This is a genomic window from Agrobacterium sp. NPDC090273 (assembly GCF_044772305.1).
Classification (GTDB): Bacteria; Pseudomonadota; Alphaproteobacteria; order Rhizobiales; family Rhizobiaceae; genus Agrobacterium.
Map to the genome: position 1 here is coordinate 34208 of NZ_JBIVYN010000006.1, position 13002 is coordinate 47209.

The window sequence follows — 13002 nt, forward strand, 5'->3', positions numbered from 1 at the left end:
CAATTCACGCGCCGGATGCGGCGGGTGGCAGCTTTCGCCCCGGGACAAGGCCGAGGACCAGCACGCAGCCAGCGGTAATCACCACCGCTCCAAGAAGCTGCAGGGCCGTCAGAGGTTCGTTCAACACAAAGGCGCCGACAAGGACGGCAACGATCGTCACCACGAACTCCACGCTGATGGCTTTCGTGGCCCCGATGTTTGATACCAGACGGAAGTAGGTGATGTAGGTCAAGCTACTCATCATCACGGCCAGAAGGACGAGATAGCCGTAATCTGCGAGGCTGGGAGTAACGGGAACCGGCACGGCAAACAGCAACGGCAAGGTCATCAAGCCGCCTGCCAGAAAGGCACCGATGGTAATCTCCCAGGAACCGGTGCCCTTGAGGTGCCGGCTTGCATAGTTACTGCCGTAAGCCGCACAGAAACAGGCGGCGATGCAGGCAGCGCATCCAAGAACAAACGAGATGGTGACGGGAACTGCGGGAAAGCCGACGAGCAGGATTATGCCACCGAAACCGAGTATCAATCCAACCAGTCCCTGTCCGGTCATGCGTTCCAGTCCCCAGAGCTGCGAAATCAGCATGGAGAAGAGAGGAATTGTGGCGACGAGGATGGCTGCCATGGCCGTGCCGATCAGCGGAGTGGCATAGGATAGGCCGATGAGTTGGCCTGCCACAGTGGTCGCACCCACGATCGCAAACGCCTTCCACCCTGCAGAAAACTGCAGCTTTCGTCCCGTGAGGCGCGCAATCAGCACGAGGCTAAGGCTTGCGATGAGGCAACGCAAGGTAACGGCCCCAATCCACCCGAAAACCGAGACGACGTGCAGCAAAAGCAGAAAGGACAAACCCCAGGCGAGCGCCAGAAAAATGTATGCAGCAAGGTCACCAGGCTTCATGGCGGATCGTCCGAAAGTCGTTTTGAGAGGAATTCAGGCGGGAGCGATCACCGCCAGGGCGCATTTAAAGCAAATCGCCCGCGACCAAAGTCGCGGGCGATGGAAACGTCACAGGGTTTTAAGCCTGCTCGTAGACACCGTGGCAATGCTTGTACTTCTTGCCGGAACCACAAGGGCAAAGTTCGTTGCGTCCAATTCGCCCCCACGTCGCCGGATTGTTCGGATCACGGTCTTCTGCCGATACAAGAGCAGGAGACTCCTGGGCCAACTCGTCTTCTCCGGTGACAGGATCGAGATGGTGTGCCGTCATTTCCGGAAGTTCAGGCTGCTGCGGCTCTTGCTGAACCAGTTCGACGCGCATGAGCTGTGCAGTCACGGCTTCGCGCAGGTTCGTCAGTAGCGACTGGAACAGTTCAAATGCTTCGGCCTTATACTCCTGCAACGGATCACGCTGGGCATAACCACGGAAACCGACGACAGAGCGCAGGTGATCAAGGTTCACGATATGCTCGCGCCACAGGTGGTCGATCGTCTGGAGAACGACGGAGCGCTCTACGTAGGTCATGATATCCGGACCAAACCGCTCTGCGCGCTCGGCTGCAAACTTGTCCGCCGCTTCCGTGATACGATGCAGAATATCGTCTTCGGCGATGCCTTCTTCCTTGGCCCACTCGTCCACCGGCAGATCAAGGTTGAGGAACTGTGCGACGCCAGCCTTGAGGCCTGCAATGTCCCACTGTTCAGCGTAAGCATTTTCGGGAACATGCTTCGTGACAAGTGCTTCGATAACTTCATGGCGCATATCGGCGACGGTTTCGCCGATATTGTCGGCCTCCATCAACTCCAGGCGCTGCTCGAAGATTACCTTGCGCTGATCGTTCAGAACGTCGTCATACTTCAGCAGGTTCTTACGGGTTTCGAAGTTGCGTGCTTCGACCTTCTTCTGCGCGCGTTCCAGAGCCTTGTTGATCCAAGGATGGACGATTGCTTCGCCTTCCTTCAGACCCAGCTTCTGCAGCATCGAATCCATGCGATCCGAGCCGAAGATGCGCATCAGATCGTCCTGAAGTGAAAGATAGAACTTCGAACGGCCGGGGTCGCCCTGACGGCCGGAGCGGCCACGGAGCTGGTTGTCGATGCGACGGCTTTCGTGACGCTCGGTCGCGATGACGTAAAGACCGCCGGCAGTGAGCGCTTTTTCCTTCAAAATCTTGATCTCGGCGCGGATAGCCTGTTCCTTGGCGACACGCTCAGCATCGTCTTCCAGACCCTCCAGCTCGCGCTCAAGGCGCATGTCGGTGTTGCCGCCGAGCTGAATATCAGTACCACGGCCAGCCATGTTGGTCGCGATCGTGACCGCGCCGGGAACGCCAGCCTGCGATACGATGTAAGCTTCCTGCTCGTGATAGCGAGCATTCAGAACCTGGAAATTCTCAAAGCCGGACTGGCGCAGCAGATTCGCCAGCAATTCGGATTTTTCGATTGAGGTCGTGCCGACGAGAACCGGCTGGTTGCGCTCATGCGCAGCGATGATCTCGGTGATGATCGCCTTGTATTTTTCTTCGCCTGTCCGATAGACCTCATCATCCTCGTCGATACGCTGGATGGGCAGGTTGGTCGGAACTTCGATGACATCAAGACCGTAGATGTTGCCGAATTCTTCAGCTTCCGTTGCCGCAGTACCGGTCATACCGGCGAGCTTTTCATACATGCGGAAGTAATTCTGGAACGTGACCGAGGAAAGCGTCTGGTTTTCCGGCTGGATCTGAACCTTTTCCTTGGCTTCCAGCGCCTGGTGCTGGCCTTCGGAATAACGGCGACCCGGCATCATGCGGCCAGTGAATTCGTCGATAATGACGATCTCGTCATTGCGGACGATATAGTCCTTGTCGCGCGTAAAGAGCTTGTGAGCCTTCAGCGCGTTATTGATGTGATGAACAATCGCGACGTTTTCGATGTCGTAGAGCGATTCGCCCTTCAAAAGGCCGGCCTGTCGGAGCAGGTTTTCCAGCTTTTCGGTGCCATCCTCGGAGAAGTTGGCCGAACGCTGCTTTTCATCGATCTCATAGTCTTCTGGCGTCAGCAGCGGAATGAACGCGTCGATGGTGTTGTAGAGGTCGGAACGATCATCCAGGGGGCCGGAGATGATGAGCGGTGTGCGCGCCTCATCAACAAGAATGGAGTCAACTTCGTCGACGATCGCGTAGTTATGGCCGCGCTGCACCATCTGGGCGCGATCATATTTCATGTTGTCGCGCAAATAGTCGAAACCGAGTTCGTTGTTTGTCGCGTAGGTGATGTCGCAAGCGTAGGCTTCACGGCGCTGGTCGTCATCGAGGCCATGGACGATAACGCCCGTCGTGAGGCCAAGGAAACCGTAGAGGCGACCCATGATGCCAGCGTCGCGCTTGGCCAGGTAGTCGTTGACCGTAACGACGTGAACGCCCTTACCGGACAAAGCGTTGAGGTAGACTGCGAGCGTTGCAACGAGGGTCTTGCCTTCCCCGGTCTTCATCTCGGCGATGGCGCCCTGATGCAGGATCATACCACCCGTCAACTGAACGTCGAAGGGACGCATGCCAAGCACACGGCGCGAGGCTTCGCGGGTGACTGCAAAGGCCGGGATCAGAAGATCGTCAAGAGACTTACCGTCGGCGAGCTGCTGGCGGAATTCCACAGTCTTTGCCGCGAGAGCTTCGTCAGAGAGAGCCTTCGTGGCTTCCTCCAGCGCGCTGATAGCGGCGATCTTGCTTCTGTAGGAGCGGACGCGGCGATCGTTTGCCGAACCGAACAACTTGCGGGCGATACCGCCGAGACTGACCATCTTACTGGCCCTTTCTGAAATTCCGTTTTCCCGGGCTGTTCCGACTTTGCTGCTGGATATCACCAACAAATGACGGACTTCGCCCTGAAACGTATCTGGACGCGAGGTTGCGTGACAGATAAGAGGGGGGGCAAATGATGTCAACGGTTCTGCCCGTTACAGAATGGCCACAATCAGGTGTTTGGAAGTTTTTTCAGAGCCGGAAACCATGTCTGGAGCCGGCGTTGTCTCCGAAAGGTTCAATATGTTGCGCTATAATAAAATTGCGGCTGCGGTGATTGTGGCTACCCTCGGCCTTCAGCTTCCGGTTTTTGCACAGGAAGATGCAGTTGTTGCCAAGGTCGGCGATCTGGAAATTCACCAGTCCGAACTCGATCTCGCCATGAGCAATCTTGATCCTCAACTCGCGCAGCTTCCCGACGAACAGAAGAAGGTCGCCGCCCTTTCCGGCGCGATCGACGTGAAGCTTCTGGTAAAGAATGCCTCTGCCGAAGGGCTGGAAAAGACCGACGATTTCAAGAAGCGTATGGCCTTTATTCAGGACCGCGAGCTGCACAACGCCTACTTCCGCAAGCACGTGGTTGACTCCGTTACCAATGAAGAGGTGAAGGCCCGATATGACAAGGAAGTCGCTTCTCTCCCACAGGAAGAGGAAGCGCATGCCCGTCACATCCTCGTAGCGACAGAAGACGAAGCCAAGGAAGTTATCAAGCAGCTTGATTCGGGCCAGGATTTCGCCGAAATCGCCAAGGAGAAGTCGACCGATTCCAACAAGGATGAGGGCGGTGATCTCGGCTGGTTCGGAAAAGGCCGCATGGTGCCGGAATTCGAAGAGGCCGCTTTTGGTCTTGAAAAGGGCGCCTACACCAAGACGCCGGTCAAGACCCAGTTTGGCTTCCACGTGATCAAGCTCGAAGACAAGCGCATCGCGCCTCCTCCGGCTTTCGAGCAGGTCGAGCCGCAGGTTCGTCAGCTTGTCATGCGTGACAAATATGTTGCCCTGATCGAAAAGGCGAAAGCCGACCAGAAGGTCGAGATCATGGATGAAGCGCTGAAGAAGGGCTATGACGAAGCCAGCAAAGAACAGCAGCAACCGCAGCAGTAATTTCCGATTTTTCAGGGCGGCCATTGGCCGCCCTGTTTCCATATCCGACAGTTGTTCCCAGAAAAACTTCAGGCGTCCCTAATGTCCGTTGCCGTTTCTCCGCTCGCTCCCAAATCCTATCCAGACATGCCGGCCCTGCGTGGCGTCCGCATGGCGACGGCTGCCGCCGGTATCAAGTACAAGAACCGTACCGACGTGCTTCTCATGGTCTTCGACAAGCCGGCTGCAGTGGCAGGCGTGTTCACGAAATCCAAGTGCCCGTCTGCGCCGGTGGATTTTTGCCGTGCAAATCTTGCTGGCGGTGTTGCCCGTGCGGTCGTTGTCAATTCCGGCAATGCCAACGCCTTTACCGGGCTTAAAGGCAAGGCGGCGACCGAACTCACTGCCAAATCTGCTGCCTCGGCAGTTGATTGCTCTGAGCGTGAAGTTTTTCTGGCATCAACCGGCGTGATCGGTGAGCCATTGGATGCGACGAAATTCGCCGGTGTTCTCGGTGATATGAAGGCTTCTGCCGCTGCCGATTTCTGGCAGGAAGCAGCCAAGGCCATCATGACCACGGATACCTACCCGAAGGTCGCGACCCGCACCGCAGAAATCGGTGGTGTAAAAGTCACGATCAACGGTATCGCAAAAGGCGCCGGCATGATCGCGCCTGATATGGCGACGATGCTGTCTTTCGTCGTCACGGATGCGGATATCGATGCCGCTGCGTTGCAGTCTCTTCTGTCAGCGGGAGTGGGACCAACATTCAACTCGGTAACAGTCGATAGCGACACGTCGACATCCGACACCCTGATGCTGTTTGCAACAGGTGCTGCAGCCGAGGATGGCCAGCTCAAGGTCGTAAGTGCCGATGACGAGCGTCTTGGTTCGTTCCGGGCGGCGTTGAATGATCTTCTCAAGGAACTTGCGCTTCAGGTCGTTCGCGACGGCGAAGGTGCACGCAAAATGGTAGAGGTCACGGTTACTGGCGCCGAAAACGATGTCGCAGCCAAAAAAATTGCGCTGTCCATTGCCAACTCGCCGCTGGTCAAGACGGCGGTCGCGGGCGAAGATGCCAACTGGGGCCGGGTTGTGATGGCTGTGGGCAAATCAGGCGAAATGGCAGATCGTGACCGTTTGGCAATCTGGTTCGGCCATGTTCGCGTTGCCGTGAATGGGGAGCGCGACCCGGATTATTCTGAAGCTGAAGCAAGCGCGGTGATGAAGCTGGAAGATATTCCGGTGAAGGTGGATATCGGTCTTGGTAACGGCACAGCGACGGTCTGGACCTGTGACCTGACCAAGGAATATGTCGAAATCAACGGCGATTATCGGAGCTGACCGTTGGAGCCGAACAGAATGCAGGACAGTGCTGTCAACTTGCCGCTCGTTCGCCGTCTGGAAGCTGTCAGTTTCCGGGCATGGCCCGCTTCGTCAGTGATTTATGACGGTAGCTGGCAAATCCGCCTGACGGGATCTCATCCCTCCAAGCGAATTAACAGTGTTGTGCCGCTCGATCCATCCGACTACGGCAATTGCGCCATCAGGCTGGAAAAGGCACGCAAGCGTTTCGAGGATTTCGGGCGCCCGCTGGTGGTGCGTGAAACGACGCTGATGCCACCGCAACTGGCGGACTTTCTGATCGAGGACGGCTGGAACGTCTTTGAAGAGGTCAAGGTGATGACCGCTGACATCTCTGCTCTGGAGTTGCCGGAAACCCTCGTAAGCCTGCCAAGTCACGATATCGGTCGTTTTGTTGAAGCGAGCCTCAAGGTCAGTGGCGGTGATCCTGCCCTTCGTCCTGCGGTTGCCGAGATCGTCAGTTCGATCAAGCCGACGCTTGGGTTGTTCATCAATGAAGAGGTCGAGGGCAGTCCCCTTGCGACCGCAATCTGCGTACAGGACAACGATCTCGCAGGCATTCTTTCGCTCGACGTTGCCAGCGGCCACCGGTGCAGCGGTCTTGGCACGCAAATGCTCGCATCGGCCTTGCGGTGGGCCCGTATCAGTGGTGCGAGAACGGCTTGGCTACAGGTCGTTTCCACCAACGCTCCGGCGATCGCGCTTTATGAAAAATTTGGCTTCACACAGGCCTATACTTACCGTTATTGGCAAAAGGCAGGCGATAAGTGAGCGGGGCGGAGAGAAAAATCCTTCTTGTTGCTGCGTGCGCGCTTCTGGATCGGGACGGGCGTATTCTCCTGGCTCAAAGGCCCGAAGGTAAATCACTTGCAGGTCTCTGGGAGTTTCCCGGTGGCAAGGTGGAGCAAGGCGAGACACCCGAAGAAACTCTTGTGCGCGAGCTGGAAGAGGAACTTGGTGTCAGCACGAAGGTCGCCTGTCTGGCACCGCTGACGTTCGCCAGCCACACCTATGAGACCTTTCACCTCTTGATGCCCCTTTATGTCTGCCGCCGTTATGAGGGCATTCCGCATGGTCGTGAAGGCCAGGCGATCAAATGGGTGAAGCCACAGGCTTTGCGCGATTATCCGATGCCGCCAGCCGATGAGCCTCTCATACCATTTCTTCAGGACTTGCTGTAACCGCCGAACTCGACATGGTCGTTAACGTAACAGCTTCGTGAAACGCCGGTTTTCCACAGGTTTGCCGTGCCAAAATGGGGCCTGCGTTAACAGATCATTCAGCACCATCTGGCAATTTCATTCTGAATAAGCGGAAAATTGCACAGCATGAGGTTTGGCGATGAATGAGGATTTCTGGAAGACGGTTGAAGACCGTCATTCGTATTCCAATAAATCCCGCCGCACCGGCGTGCTTAATGTCGCTCTGCTGTTCGGAACGGCTGCCATTGCGCTTTCCCTGATCCTGACGCCCATGCTTGCGGGTAAATCCTCGACACGGGTCGCACAGTATCCCGACAATATCGACATGATATCCACTGGATCTATCCGTAAGAACAATGTCGATACGGGCAAGACGTATTCCATCCGTCGCAGTATCACCCAGCCTATGCCTGAAATGCCTTGCGTCGTCACAGGTTACAACAACGAGCGCGGCTGCTGATTTCTGCCAGATCGGTAACGAAATCCAAACGCAATGCCCCTAAGAATGACCGCGTTTGTAATAAGGCATATTACGTTTCGCGGGGGCGAGCCGGATGTTGGACGGTGAAAATCGACTGGCGGGATGTTTCCGCCGTTTCTTAAAAAATGAAAACGGCGCCACAATGGTCGAATATGGGCTGATCACGGCCCTGATTTCGGTTGGGATCATCGCGGGCATGCGCAGTATTGGCACCCAGATCGATGGCGTTTTTCAGATTATCATCGACACGTTCGCGGCCTATGTCAGCTGATTGATTGTTGCTTTCAGGACAGCTTGACCTCAGTGGTTTTCAGCGCGTCGGCAAGCCGAACCTTGGCAGAGCCCGGTTTCAGCGGTTTTTGCTGGCTTTCATGCGGCGCCCAGCCAGAGACATAGATAATCGAAAATGTTGCTCTGATGCGGCCATCGGGATCTGAATAACGGTCCGCATAAAGCTCCGCTGCGCGCATGAAAAATGCGCGGTTAAGCGGTTTGCGACTGCGGTCCTTGAGTGGGTTTGCCATGCCCATGGCGCGCAGATCTCGCATCAGCGGAAAAATCGAATCGTAGCGAACCGTGTAGGATTCAGCATCCGTCACCGGGAGTGCAAAACCAGCGCGCTGCAACAGCGCGCCAACGTCACGCACATCAGCAAAAGGAATGACCCGTGGACTTGCGCCGCCAGTCAGTTCGGCCTCGGCGGCCAAGAGAACGTCTCGCAGCTCGTGAAGCGTACCGCTGCCCGGTATGGCAGCAAGAAAAAGACCATCCGGTTTCAGCGCCCTGCGGATCTGGATCAATGTGCCTGGAGTGTCGTTGGTCAGGTGCAAGGCCAGTGGTGATACGATGAGATTGGCGGACGCTTCCGTCAGCGGCAGGTGTTCCATCGAGGCAACCTGCGGCAATTGTCCATCAAGTTCGAAACGAGCATCCGTCTCGATGCGCTGAATGCTGTCGATTTTGCCGGTTTCCGTCAGCCGTCTGGCAGTCACCCCGGTCGCGCCATGGAGTTCGATCGCGGTTTCGAACCGACGTTCGACGATGGCCAGGCGGTCAGCCAGTTCTTCCGCTGCCATATCGAGAAGAAACAAAGCCTTGTCGTCGCGCCTGTTCCACGCTCTCCGGCGGTTAGCCTCGATCAGCGCTTCGTCAAAAAGAATATCCATCGTCAGCCTGCTTCGGCTCTTTCGCCATTTTATTCGGCAAGCCGTCTTTCATATCGCTCTCGCAAAGGCACCCGTTCGAAGCTAAAGTCAACCTCATGGGTGCTGGTGTAGGGCTGTTTTCCATGTTCGGACCTGTTAAGGCGATGGGGCGGTTTGCTCTTCGATCGGTCTTTCACATCGTCTATCCACCGACCTGTGCCGCCTGCGGCCGGATGACTGGTGCTGATGGCGCGCTTTGCCCCGAATGCTGGCGGGATGTGGGCTTCATAGAGCGCCCCTATTGCGAAGTTCTTGGAATTCCATTGTCCCTCGATCATGGAGACGGTGTTGTCAGCGGTGAGGCCATCGCCAATCCGCCGGCTTTTGACCGGTTGCGGGCGGTTGCGATCCACGATGGTGTCGCCCGCAAACTGGTCCACCGTCTCAAATATCAAGATCGGACCGACCTTGCTCCCTTCATGGCGTCATGGATGCTGCGGGCAAGTGAAGGGAGGGTGGGGGCCTGCGATTACGTCATTCCCGTCCCGTTGCATCGCCGACGTTTCACGCAGCGGCGTTTCAATCAGTCGGCGGAGTTGGCAAGACATCTTGTAAGGCTTGCCGACAAGCAGTTGCTTGCGGGAACGCTTCTGCGCGTCAAACCCACAGAGCGGCAGGTTGGCCTTTCAGCGCGTGCACGGCAGGACAATGTGCGTGGTGCCTTTGCGATCGCGCCCGGTCATGAAACGGATGTCGTCGGAAAGCGCATTGTTCTCGTTGATGACGTTTATACAACCGGCGCGACGGTGGCCGCTGTGGCCCGTGTTTTGAAGAAGGCCGGTGCCGCCGATGTGACCGTTTTGATCTTTGCAATGGCTGTTTCCGGCCCTATATGAATCACCAGTGAAAATGAAAACCGTGTGCTGACGCACATCGGTTTGTGAGGCTGGAAAACATGGCATCGGTTACGATCTATACGCGAGATTTTTGCGGCTATTGCGCGCGCGCCAAGGCGCTGCTTGAAAGCAAGGGCGTCGACTACGCAGAATACAACGCCACCACCACGCCGGAATATCGACAGGAAATGATTGAGAAATCTGGCGGCACGACATTCCCGCAGATTTTCATAAACGGCCAGCATGTCGGTGGCTGCGACGATCTGCATGCACTGGATCGGGCCGGTAAACTTGACCCGATGTTGGCAAACTGATCCGGACTGGAGGACGCGATGACATTCAAGGTTGCCGCTATCCAAATGCGTTCCGGTGTCGATCCGGTCAAAAACGCAGCCGACATGGAGCGTCTGATCCGTGACGCCGCCTCCCAGGGGGCGGTCTATGTGCAGACACCTGAAATGACGGGTGCTCTTCAGAAAAACCGACAGGAACTTCGAGCCGTTCTCAAAGACGAAGATGGTGATGTCATCGTTACGACAGCGGCTCGTTTGTCGCGGGAACTCGGCATCTACGTGCATGTTGGTTCGACGGCGATCGCCCGCTCCGATGGCAAAATTGCCAATCGCGGCTTCCTCTTTGCACCGGATGGCGCGCGGGTCTGTGCCTACGACAAGATTCACATGTTCGATGTCGATCTCGACAATGGCGAGAGCTGGCGCGAAAGTGCCGCCTACGAACCAGGTGGTGAAGCGCGCGTTGCCGACCTGCCGCTTGCCAAGTTCGGCTTCGCGATATGTTACGATGTTCGCTTCCCGCAACTTTTCCGCTCCGAGGCAATGGCCGGCGCCGAAGTGCTGACGGTTCCTGCAGCCTTTACCCGGCAGACCGGCGAGGCGCATTGGGAAATCCTGCTTCGCGCCCGCGCGATTGAAAACGGTGCATTCGTGATTGCTGCCGCGCAGGGCGGCGTGCATGAGGATGGGCGCGAGACGTTTGGTCATTCGATCATTATCGATCCCTGGGGCAAGGTATTGGCCGTTGCGGGCGGTGCGGGCGAGGAGATCATCTTCGCCGAGATTGATCCTTCTCTCGTTGCGTCCGCACGCGGCAAGATACCCAATCTGAAAAATGCCCGGGAATTCAGGCTGGAAACCGTTGGCTATGAACGCCCGAGCGGAGGAGAGGCGGCGTGATACGCTATGCACTGGCCTGTGATAAAGGCCATGAATTTGAAGGGTGGTTTGCCGGGAGCGAGGATTTCGACAATCAGTTGCAGCGCGGATTTCTCTCCTGTCCTGTCTGTAACTCGCTGAACATATCGAAGCTTTTGATGGCCCCGTCGGTGTCGACTGCCCGCAAGAAGGACGAGCGGCAGTCATTGGCAATGGATACAGCACGCAAGGAGGCCATCGCCAAAATCAAGGAAGCCGTTGCCAACATCCGGGCCAATTCGGAGGACGTCGGCGATAAATTTCCTGAAGAGGCGCGCAAGATACATTACGGCGAAGCCGATGAGCGTGGGATCGTCGGGCATGCTTCCATTCAGGAAGCCAAGGCACTTATCGATGAGGGCATCGAGATCGCACCGCTACCGATCCTGCCCGACGACGTGAACTGATCGCAGGGTTGCTGCTGGCAATCTATAATTTCGGGATCCAGGTTGCACCATACGATGATCCCGCGGTTGCCGGTTTTGCCCGCCGAGAGCCGCTGAATTTCGAGGCTGCTGAGCGCGCCGAAGGCTTTGTGTCCAGATCTGGTTATAACGGTGAGCCTGGTCCTGAAAGCTGGGGCAGGTAGATTTTTCCGCGCTTCCTTCAAGAAAACGGGGCCGTCAGCGGGGTGTCGTCTCTTTCGATATGGCGCGATCCGGAATCGTTGATGGCCTATTCCTATTCGGGCGTTCACGCGGAAGCGCTGAAGCATGGTCGCAACTGGAATGTGCCGCAGCGATGGCCGCCGTTGGTCCTGTGGTGGGTCGACGAAGGACACCATCCGATCTGGGAAGAGGCAGTACGGCGGTTTGAGTATCTGCATGACCAAGGCTCGTCACCTCATGCTTTCACCTTCAAACAGCCATTTGCCCCCGATGGGTCGGCCTTTGAAATCGACCGAGCAAAAGTGAAAGCAATCTCTGCCAGAAACGCACTTGGTCAAAAGGATCTGTTGTCGGTCATCAAAACGATCCCGATCTGACGCGATCTCAGCCAGGCCGCTTCGCCAGCATCATGTAGTTCACGTCCATATCAGGCGACAGGTTCCACTTGTCTTGGAGAACGTTGTAGAACACGCCTGTGCGATGGATGATGTCCATGCCGCTCGCGACCATTGGCCTTTCCAGTTCCTCAGGGCGCACCAGCTTTTCATATTGATGGGTTCCGCGTGGCAACCATCGCAACACATTCTCGGCCGCAAAAATGGCAAGCGCGCGCGCTTTCAGGGTGCGGTTGATGGTCGCTGCGAACATCAATCCACCGGGACGCACCATCTTGGCGCAGGTCGTTACGAAGAGGTCGACGTTGGCCACGTGCTCGACGACTTCCATGTTCAGGACCACATCGAAGGTTTCACCTGCCTCCTGCAGTTGCTCGGCAGTCACCGCACGATAATCAACAGCAACGCCACTTTCCTGCGCGTGTGTGGAAGCAATCCCAATGTTCTTTTCGGAAGGGTCTGCGCCAACCACGTCTGCACCCATACGTGCTACCGGCTCGGAAAGAAGTCCGCCGCCGCAACCAATGTCCAATATACGCAGGCTTTCCAGCGGCCGATGGGCCTTGGGATCTCGGCCAAAATTCTCGCAGATGCTGTTGCGGATATATTCAAGCCGCACAGGGTTAAACTTGTGCAATGGTCGAAACTTGCCTGTCGGGCTCCACCATTCGGCCGCCATTGCCGAAAAGCGGTCTACTTCGCTCTGGTCGACGGTTGTTTGTACGGGTTCGCTCATGGGGCATGCTCCATCTTTTGTCTGACTGAAGTCGGATGAATGCCCTTTGAAGTCAAGGCCGGTCCCTCCGACGAGCAGTAAAAAAACTGGGCGGTATGTCGTCGCAGGGAACTGAACGGGTCGGCATTTTGTTTCATGCTGTGTTCATGGTCGACCG

14 protein-coding genes and 1 pseudogene are annotated in these 13002 nt (G+C 56.5%); 11 read left to right on the top strand and 4 right to left on the bottom strand.

Features of this window, described 5'->3' with window-relative positions:
- Positions 1-4: 4 nt before the first annotated feature.
- Positions 5-898 (bottom strand): DMT family transporter, encoded by an 894-nt coding sequence (locus tag ACIQT8_RS16640; protein WP_138793495.1) that lies wholly within the window; start codon positions 896-898, stop codon positions 5-7.
- A 118-nt stretch (positions 899-1016) separates the two neighbouring features.
- On the bottom strand, positions 1017-3722 hold the full coding sequence (secA, locus tag ACIQT8_RS16645; RefSeq protein ID WP_400967288.1) for a preprotein translocase subunit SecA: 2706 nt from the start codon (positions 3720-3722) through the stop codon (positions 1017-1019).
- 244 nt (positions 3723-3966) lie between these two features.
- Here secA and ACIQT8_RS16650 point away from each other — a divergent pair, with 244 nt between their 5' ends.
- From ACIQT8_RS16650 to ACIQT8_RS16675, 6 genes are all read left to right on the top strand, one after another.
- Positions 3967-4827, top strand: a complete 861-nt coding sequence (locus ACIQT8_RS16650; RefSeq protein ID WP_400967291.1) for a peptidylprolyl isomerase — start codon at positions 3967-3969, stop codon at positions 4825-4827.
- Positions 4828-4908: 81 nt separating this feature from the next.
- Entirely contained in the window at positions 4909-6150 is a 1242-nt protein-coding gene (argJ, locus tag ACIQT8_RS16655) for a bifunctional glutamate N-acetyltransferase/amino-acid acetyltransferase ArgJ (RefSeq protein ID WP_400967294.1), read from the top strand.
- A gap of 18 nt (positions 6151-6168) precedes the next feature.
- Positions 6169-6942 carry a GNAT family N-acetyltransferase gene (locus tag ACIQT8_RS16660; RefSeq protein ID WP_400967296.1) on the top strand — a complete coding sequence of 258 codons (774 nt, stop codon included), beginning with the start codon at positions 6169-6171 and terminating at the stop codon, positions 6940-6942.
- Positions 6939-7352, top strand: coding sequence for an 8-oxo-dGTP diphosphatase MutT (mutT, locus tag ACIQT8_RS16665; RefSeq protein ID WP_400967299.1), 414 nt, complete (start codon positions 6939-6941; stop codon positions 7350-7352). Before ACIQT8_RS16660 ends, mutT begins: the two co-directional genes overlap by 4 nt.
- Before the next feature lie 160 nt (positions 7353-7512).
- Positions 7513-7833 (top strand): hypothetical protein, encoded by a 321-nt coding sequence (locus ACIQT8_RS16670; protein WP_138793489.1) that lies wholly within the window; start codon positions 7513-7515, stop codon positions 7831-7833.
- Positions 7834-7927: 94 nt separating this feature from the next.
- Positions 7928-8125, top strand: coding sequence for a Flp family type IVb pilin (locus ACIQT8_RS16675; RefSeq protein WP_400967302.1), 198 nt, complete (start codon positions 7928-7930; stop codon positions 8123-8125).
- 13 nt (positions 8126-8138) lie between these two features.
- On the opposite strand, the gene ACIQT8_RS16680 is transcribed toward ACIQT8_RS16675, so the two are convergent.
- Entirely contained in the window at positions 8139-9020 is an 882-nt protein-coding gene (locus ACIQT8_RS16680) for a methyltransferase domain-containing protein (RefSeq protein ID WP_400967305.1), read from the bottom strand.
- A 95-nt stretch (positions 9021-9115) separates the two neighbouring features.
- Here ACIQT8_RS16680 and ACIQT8_RS16685 point away from each other — a divergent pair, with 95 nt between their 5' ends.
- The 5 genes and pseudogenes from ACIQT8_RS16685 (at position 9116) to ACIQT8_RS16705 (ending at position 12091) form a co-directional block, all read left to right on the top strand.
- Positions 9116-9895: a ComF family protein gene (locus ACIQT8_RS16685; RefSeq protein ID WP_400967308.1), complete on the top strand. Its 780-nt coding sequence runs from the start codon at positions 9116-9118 to the stop codon at positions 9893-9895.
- Positions 9896-9954: 59 nt separating this feature from the next.
- On the top strand, positions 9955-10209 hold the full coding sequence (gene grxC / locus ACIQT8_RS16690) for a glutaredoxin 3 (RefSeq protein WP_138793486.1): 255 nt from the start codon (positions 9955-9957) through the stop codon (positions 10207-10209).
- Positions 10210-10227: 18 nt separating this feature from the next.
- Complete coding sequence (locus ACIQT8_RS16695) at positions 10228-11088, top strand: carbon-nitrogen hydrolase family protein (protein WP_138793485.1); 861 nt, start codon at positions 10228-10230, stop codon at positions 11086-11088.
- The gene (locus ACIQT8_RS16700; RefSeq protein WP_138793484.1) at positions 11085-11513 is read left to right on the top strand and encodes a DUF1178 family protein; all 429 of its coding nucleotides are present in this window, start codon (positions 11085-11087) and stop codon (positions 11511-11513) included. The genes ACIQT8_RS16695 and ACIQT8_RS16700 overlap by 4 nt, the downstream gene beginning before the upstream one ends.
- Positions 11514-11521: 8 nt before the next feature.
- Positions 11522-12091: pseudogene (locus ACIQT8_RS16705) on the top strand (DUF3291 domain-containing protein).
- Positions 12092-12098: 7 nt separating this feature from the next.
- Here ACIQT8_RS16705 and ubiG read toward each other — a convergent pair.
- Positions 12099-12845 (bottom strand): bifunctional 2-polyprenyl-6-hydroxyphenol methylase/3-demethylubiquinol 3-O-methyltransferase UbiG, encoded by a 747-nt coding sequence (ubiG, locus tag ACIQT8_RS16710; protein WP_400967313.1) that lies wholly within the window; start codon positions 12843-12845, stop codon positions 12099-12101.
- Between the last annotated feature and the right edge of the window lie 157 nt (positions 12846-13002).

What these genes read in the sequence shown, in the direction of transcription:
- grxC (WP_138793486.1), top strand. Translation starts at nt 9,955, where the DNA reads ATGGCATCGGTTACGATCTATACGCGAGATTTTTGCGGCTATTGCGCG.
- ACIQT8_RS16675 (WP_400967302.1), top strand. Translation starts at nt 7,928, where the DNA reads ATGTTGGACGGTGAAAATCGACTGGCGGGATGTTTCCGCCGTTTCTTA.
- ACIQT8_RS16640 (WP_138793495.1), bottom strand. Translation starts at nt 898, where the DNA reads ATGAAGCCTGGTGACCTTGCTGCATACATTTTTCTGGCGCTCGCCTGG.
- secA (WP_400967288.1), bottom strand. Translation starts at nt 3,722, where the DNA reads ATGGTCAGTCTCGGCGGTATCGCCCGCAAGTTGTTCGGTTCGGCAAAC.
- ACIQT8_RS16695 (WP_138793485.1), top strand. Translation starts at nt 10,228, where the DNA reads ATGACATTCAAGGTTGCCGCTATCCAAATGCGTTCCGGTGTCGATCCG.
- ACIQT8_RS16660 (WP_400967296.1), top strand. Translation starts at nt 6,169, where the DNA reads ATGCAGGACAGTGCTGTCAACTTGCCGCTCGTTCGCCGTCTGGAAGCT.
- argJ (WP_400967294.1), top strand. Translation starts at nt 4,909, where the DNA reads ATGTCCGTTGCCGTTTCTCCGCTCGCTCCCAAATCCTATCCAGACATG.
- ACIQT8_RS16680 (WP_400967305.1), bottom strand. Translation starts at nt 9,020, where the DNA reads ATGGATATTCTTTTTGACGAAGCGCTGATCGAGGCTAACCGCCGGAGA.
- ACIQT8_RS16670 (WP_138793489.1), top strand. Translation starts at nt 7,513, where the DNA reads ATGAATGAGGATTTCTGGAAGACGGTTGAAGACCGTCATTCGTATTCC.
- ACIQT8_RS16650 (WP_400967291.1), top strand. Translation starts at nt 3,967, where the DNA reads ATGTTGCGCTATAATAAAATTGCGGCTGCGGTGATTGTGGCTACCCTC.
- ACIQT8_RS16685 (WP_400967308.1), top strand. Translation starts at nt 9,116, where the DNA reads ATGGGTGCTGGTGTAGGGCTGTTTTCCATGTTCGGACCTGTTAAGGCG.
- ubiG (WP_400967313.1), bottom strand. Translation starts at nt 12,845, where the DNA reads ATGAGCGAACCCGTACAAACAACCGTCGACCAGAGCGAAGTAGACCGC.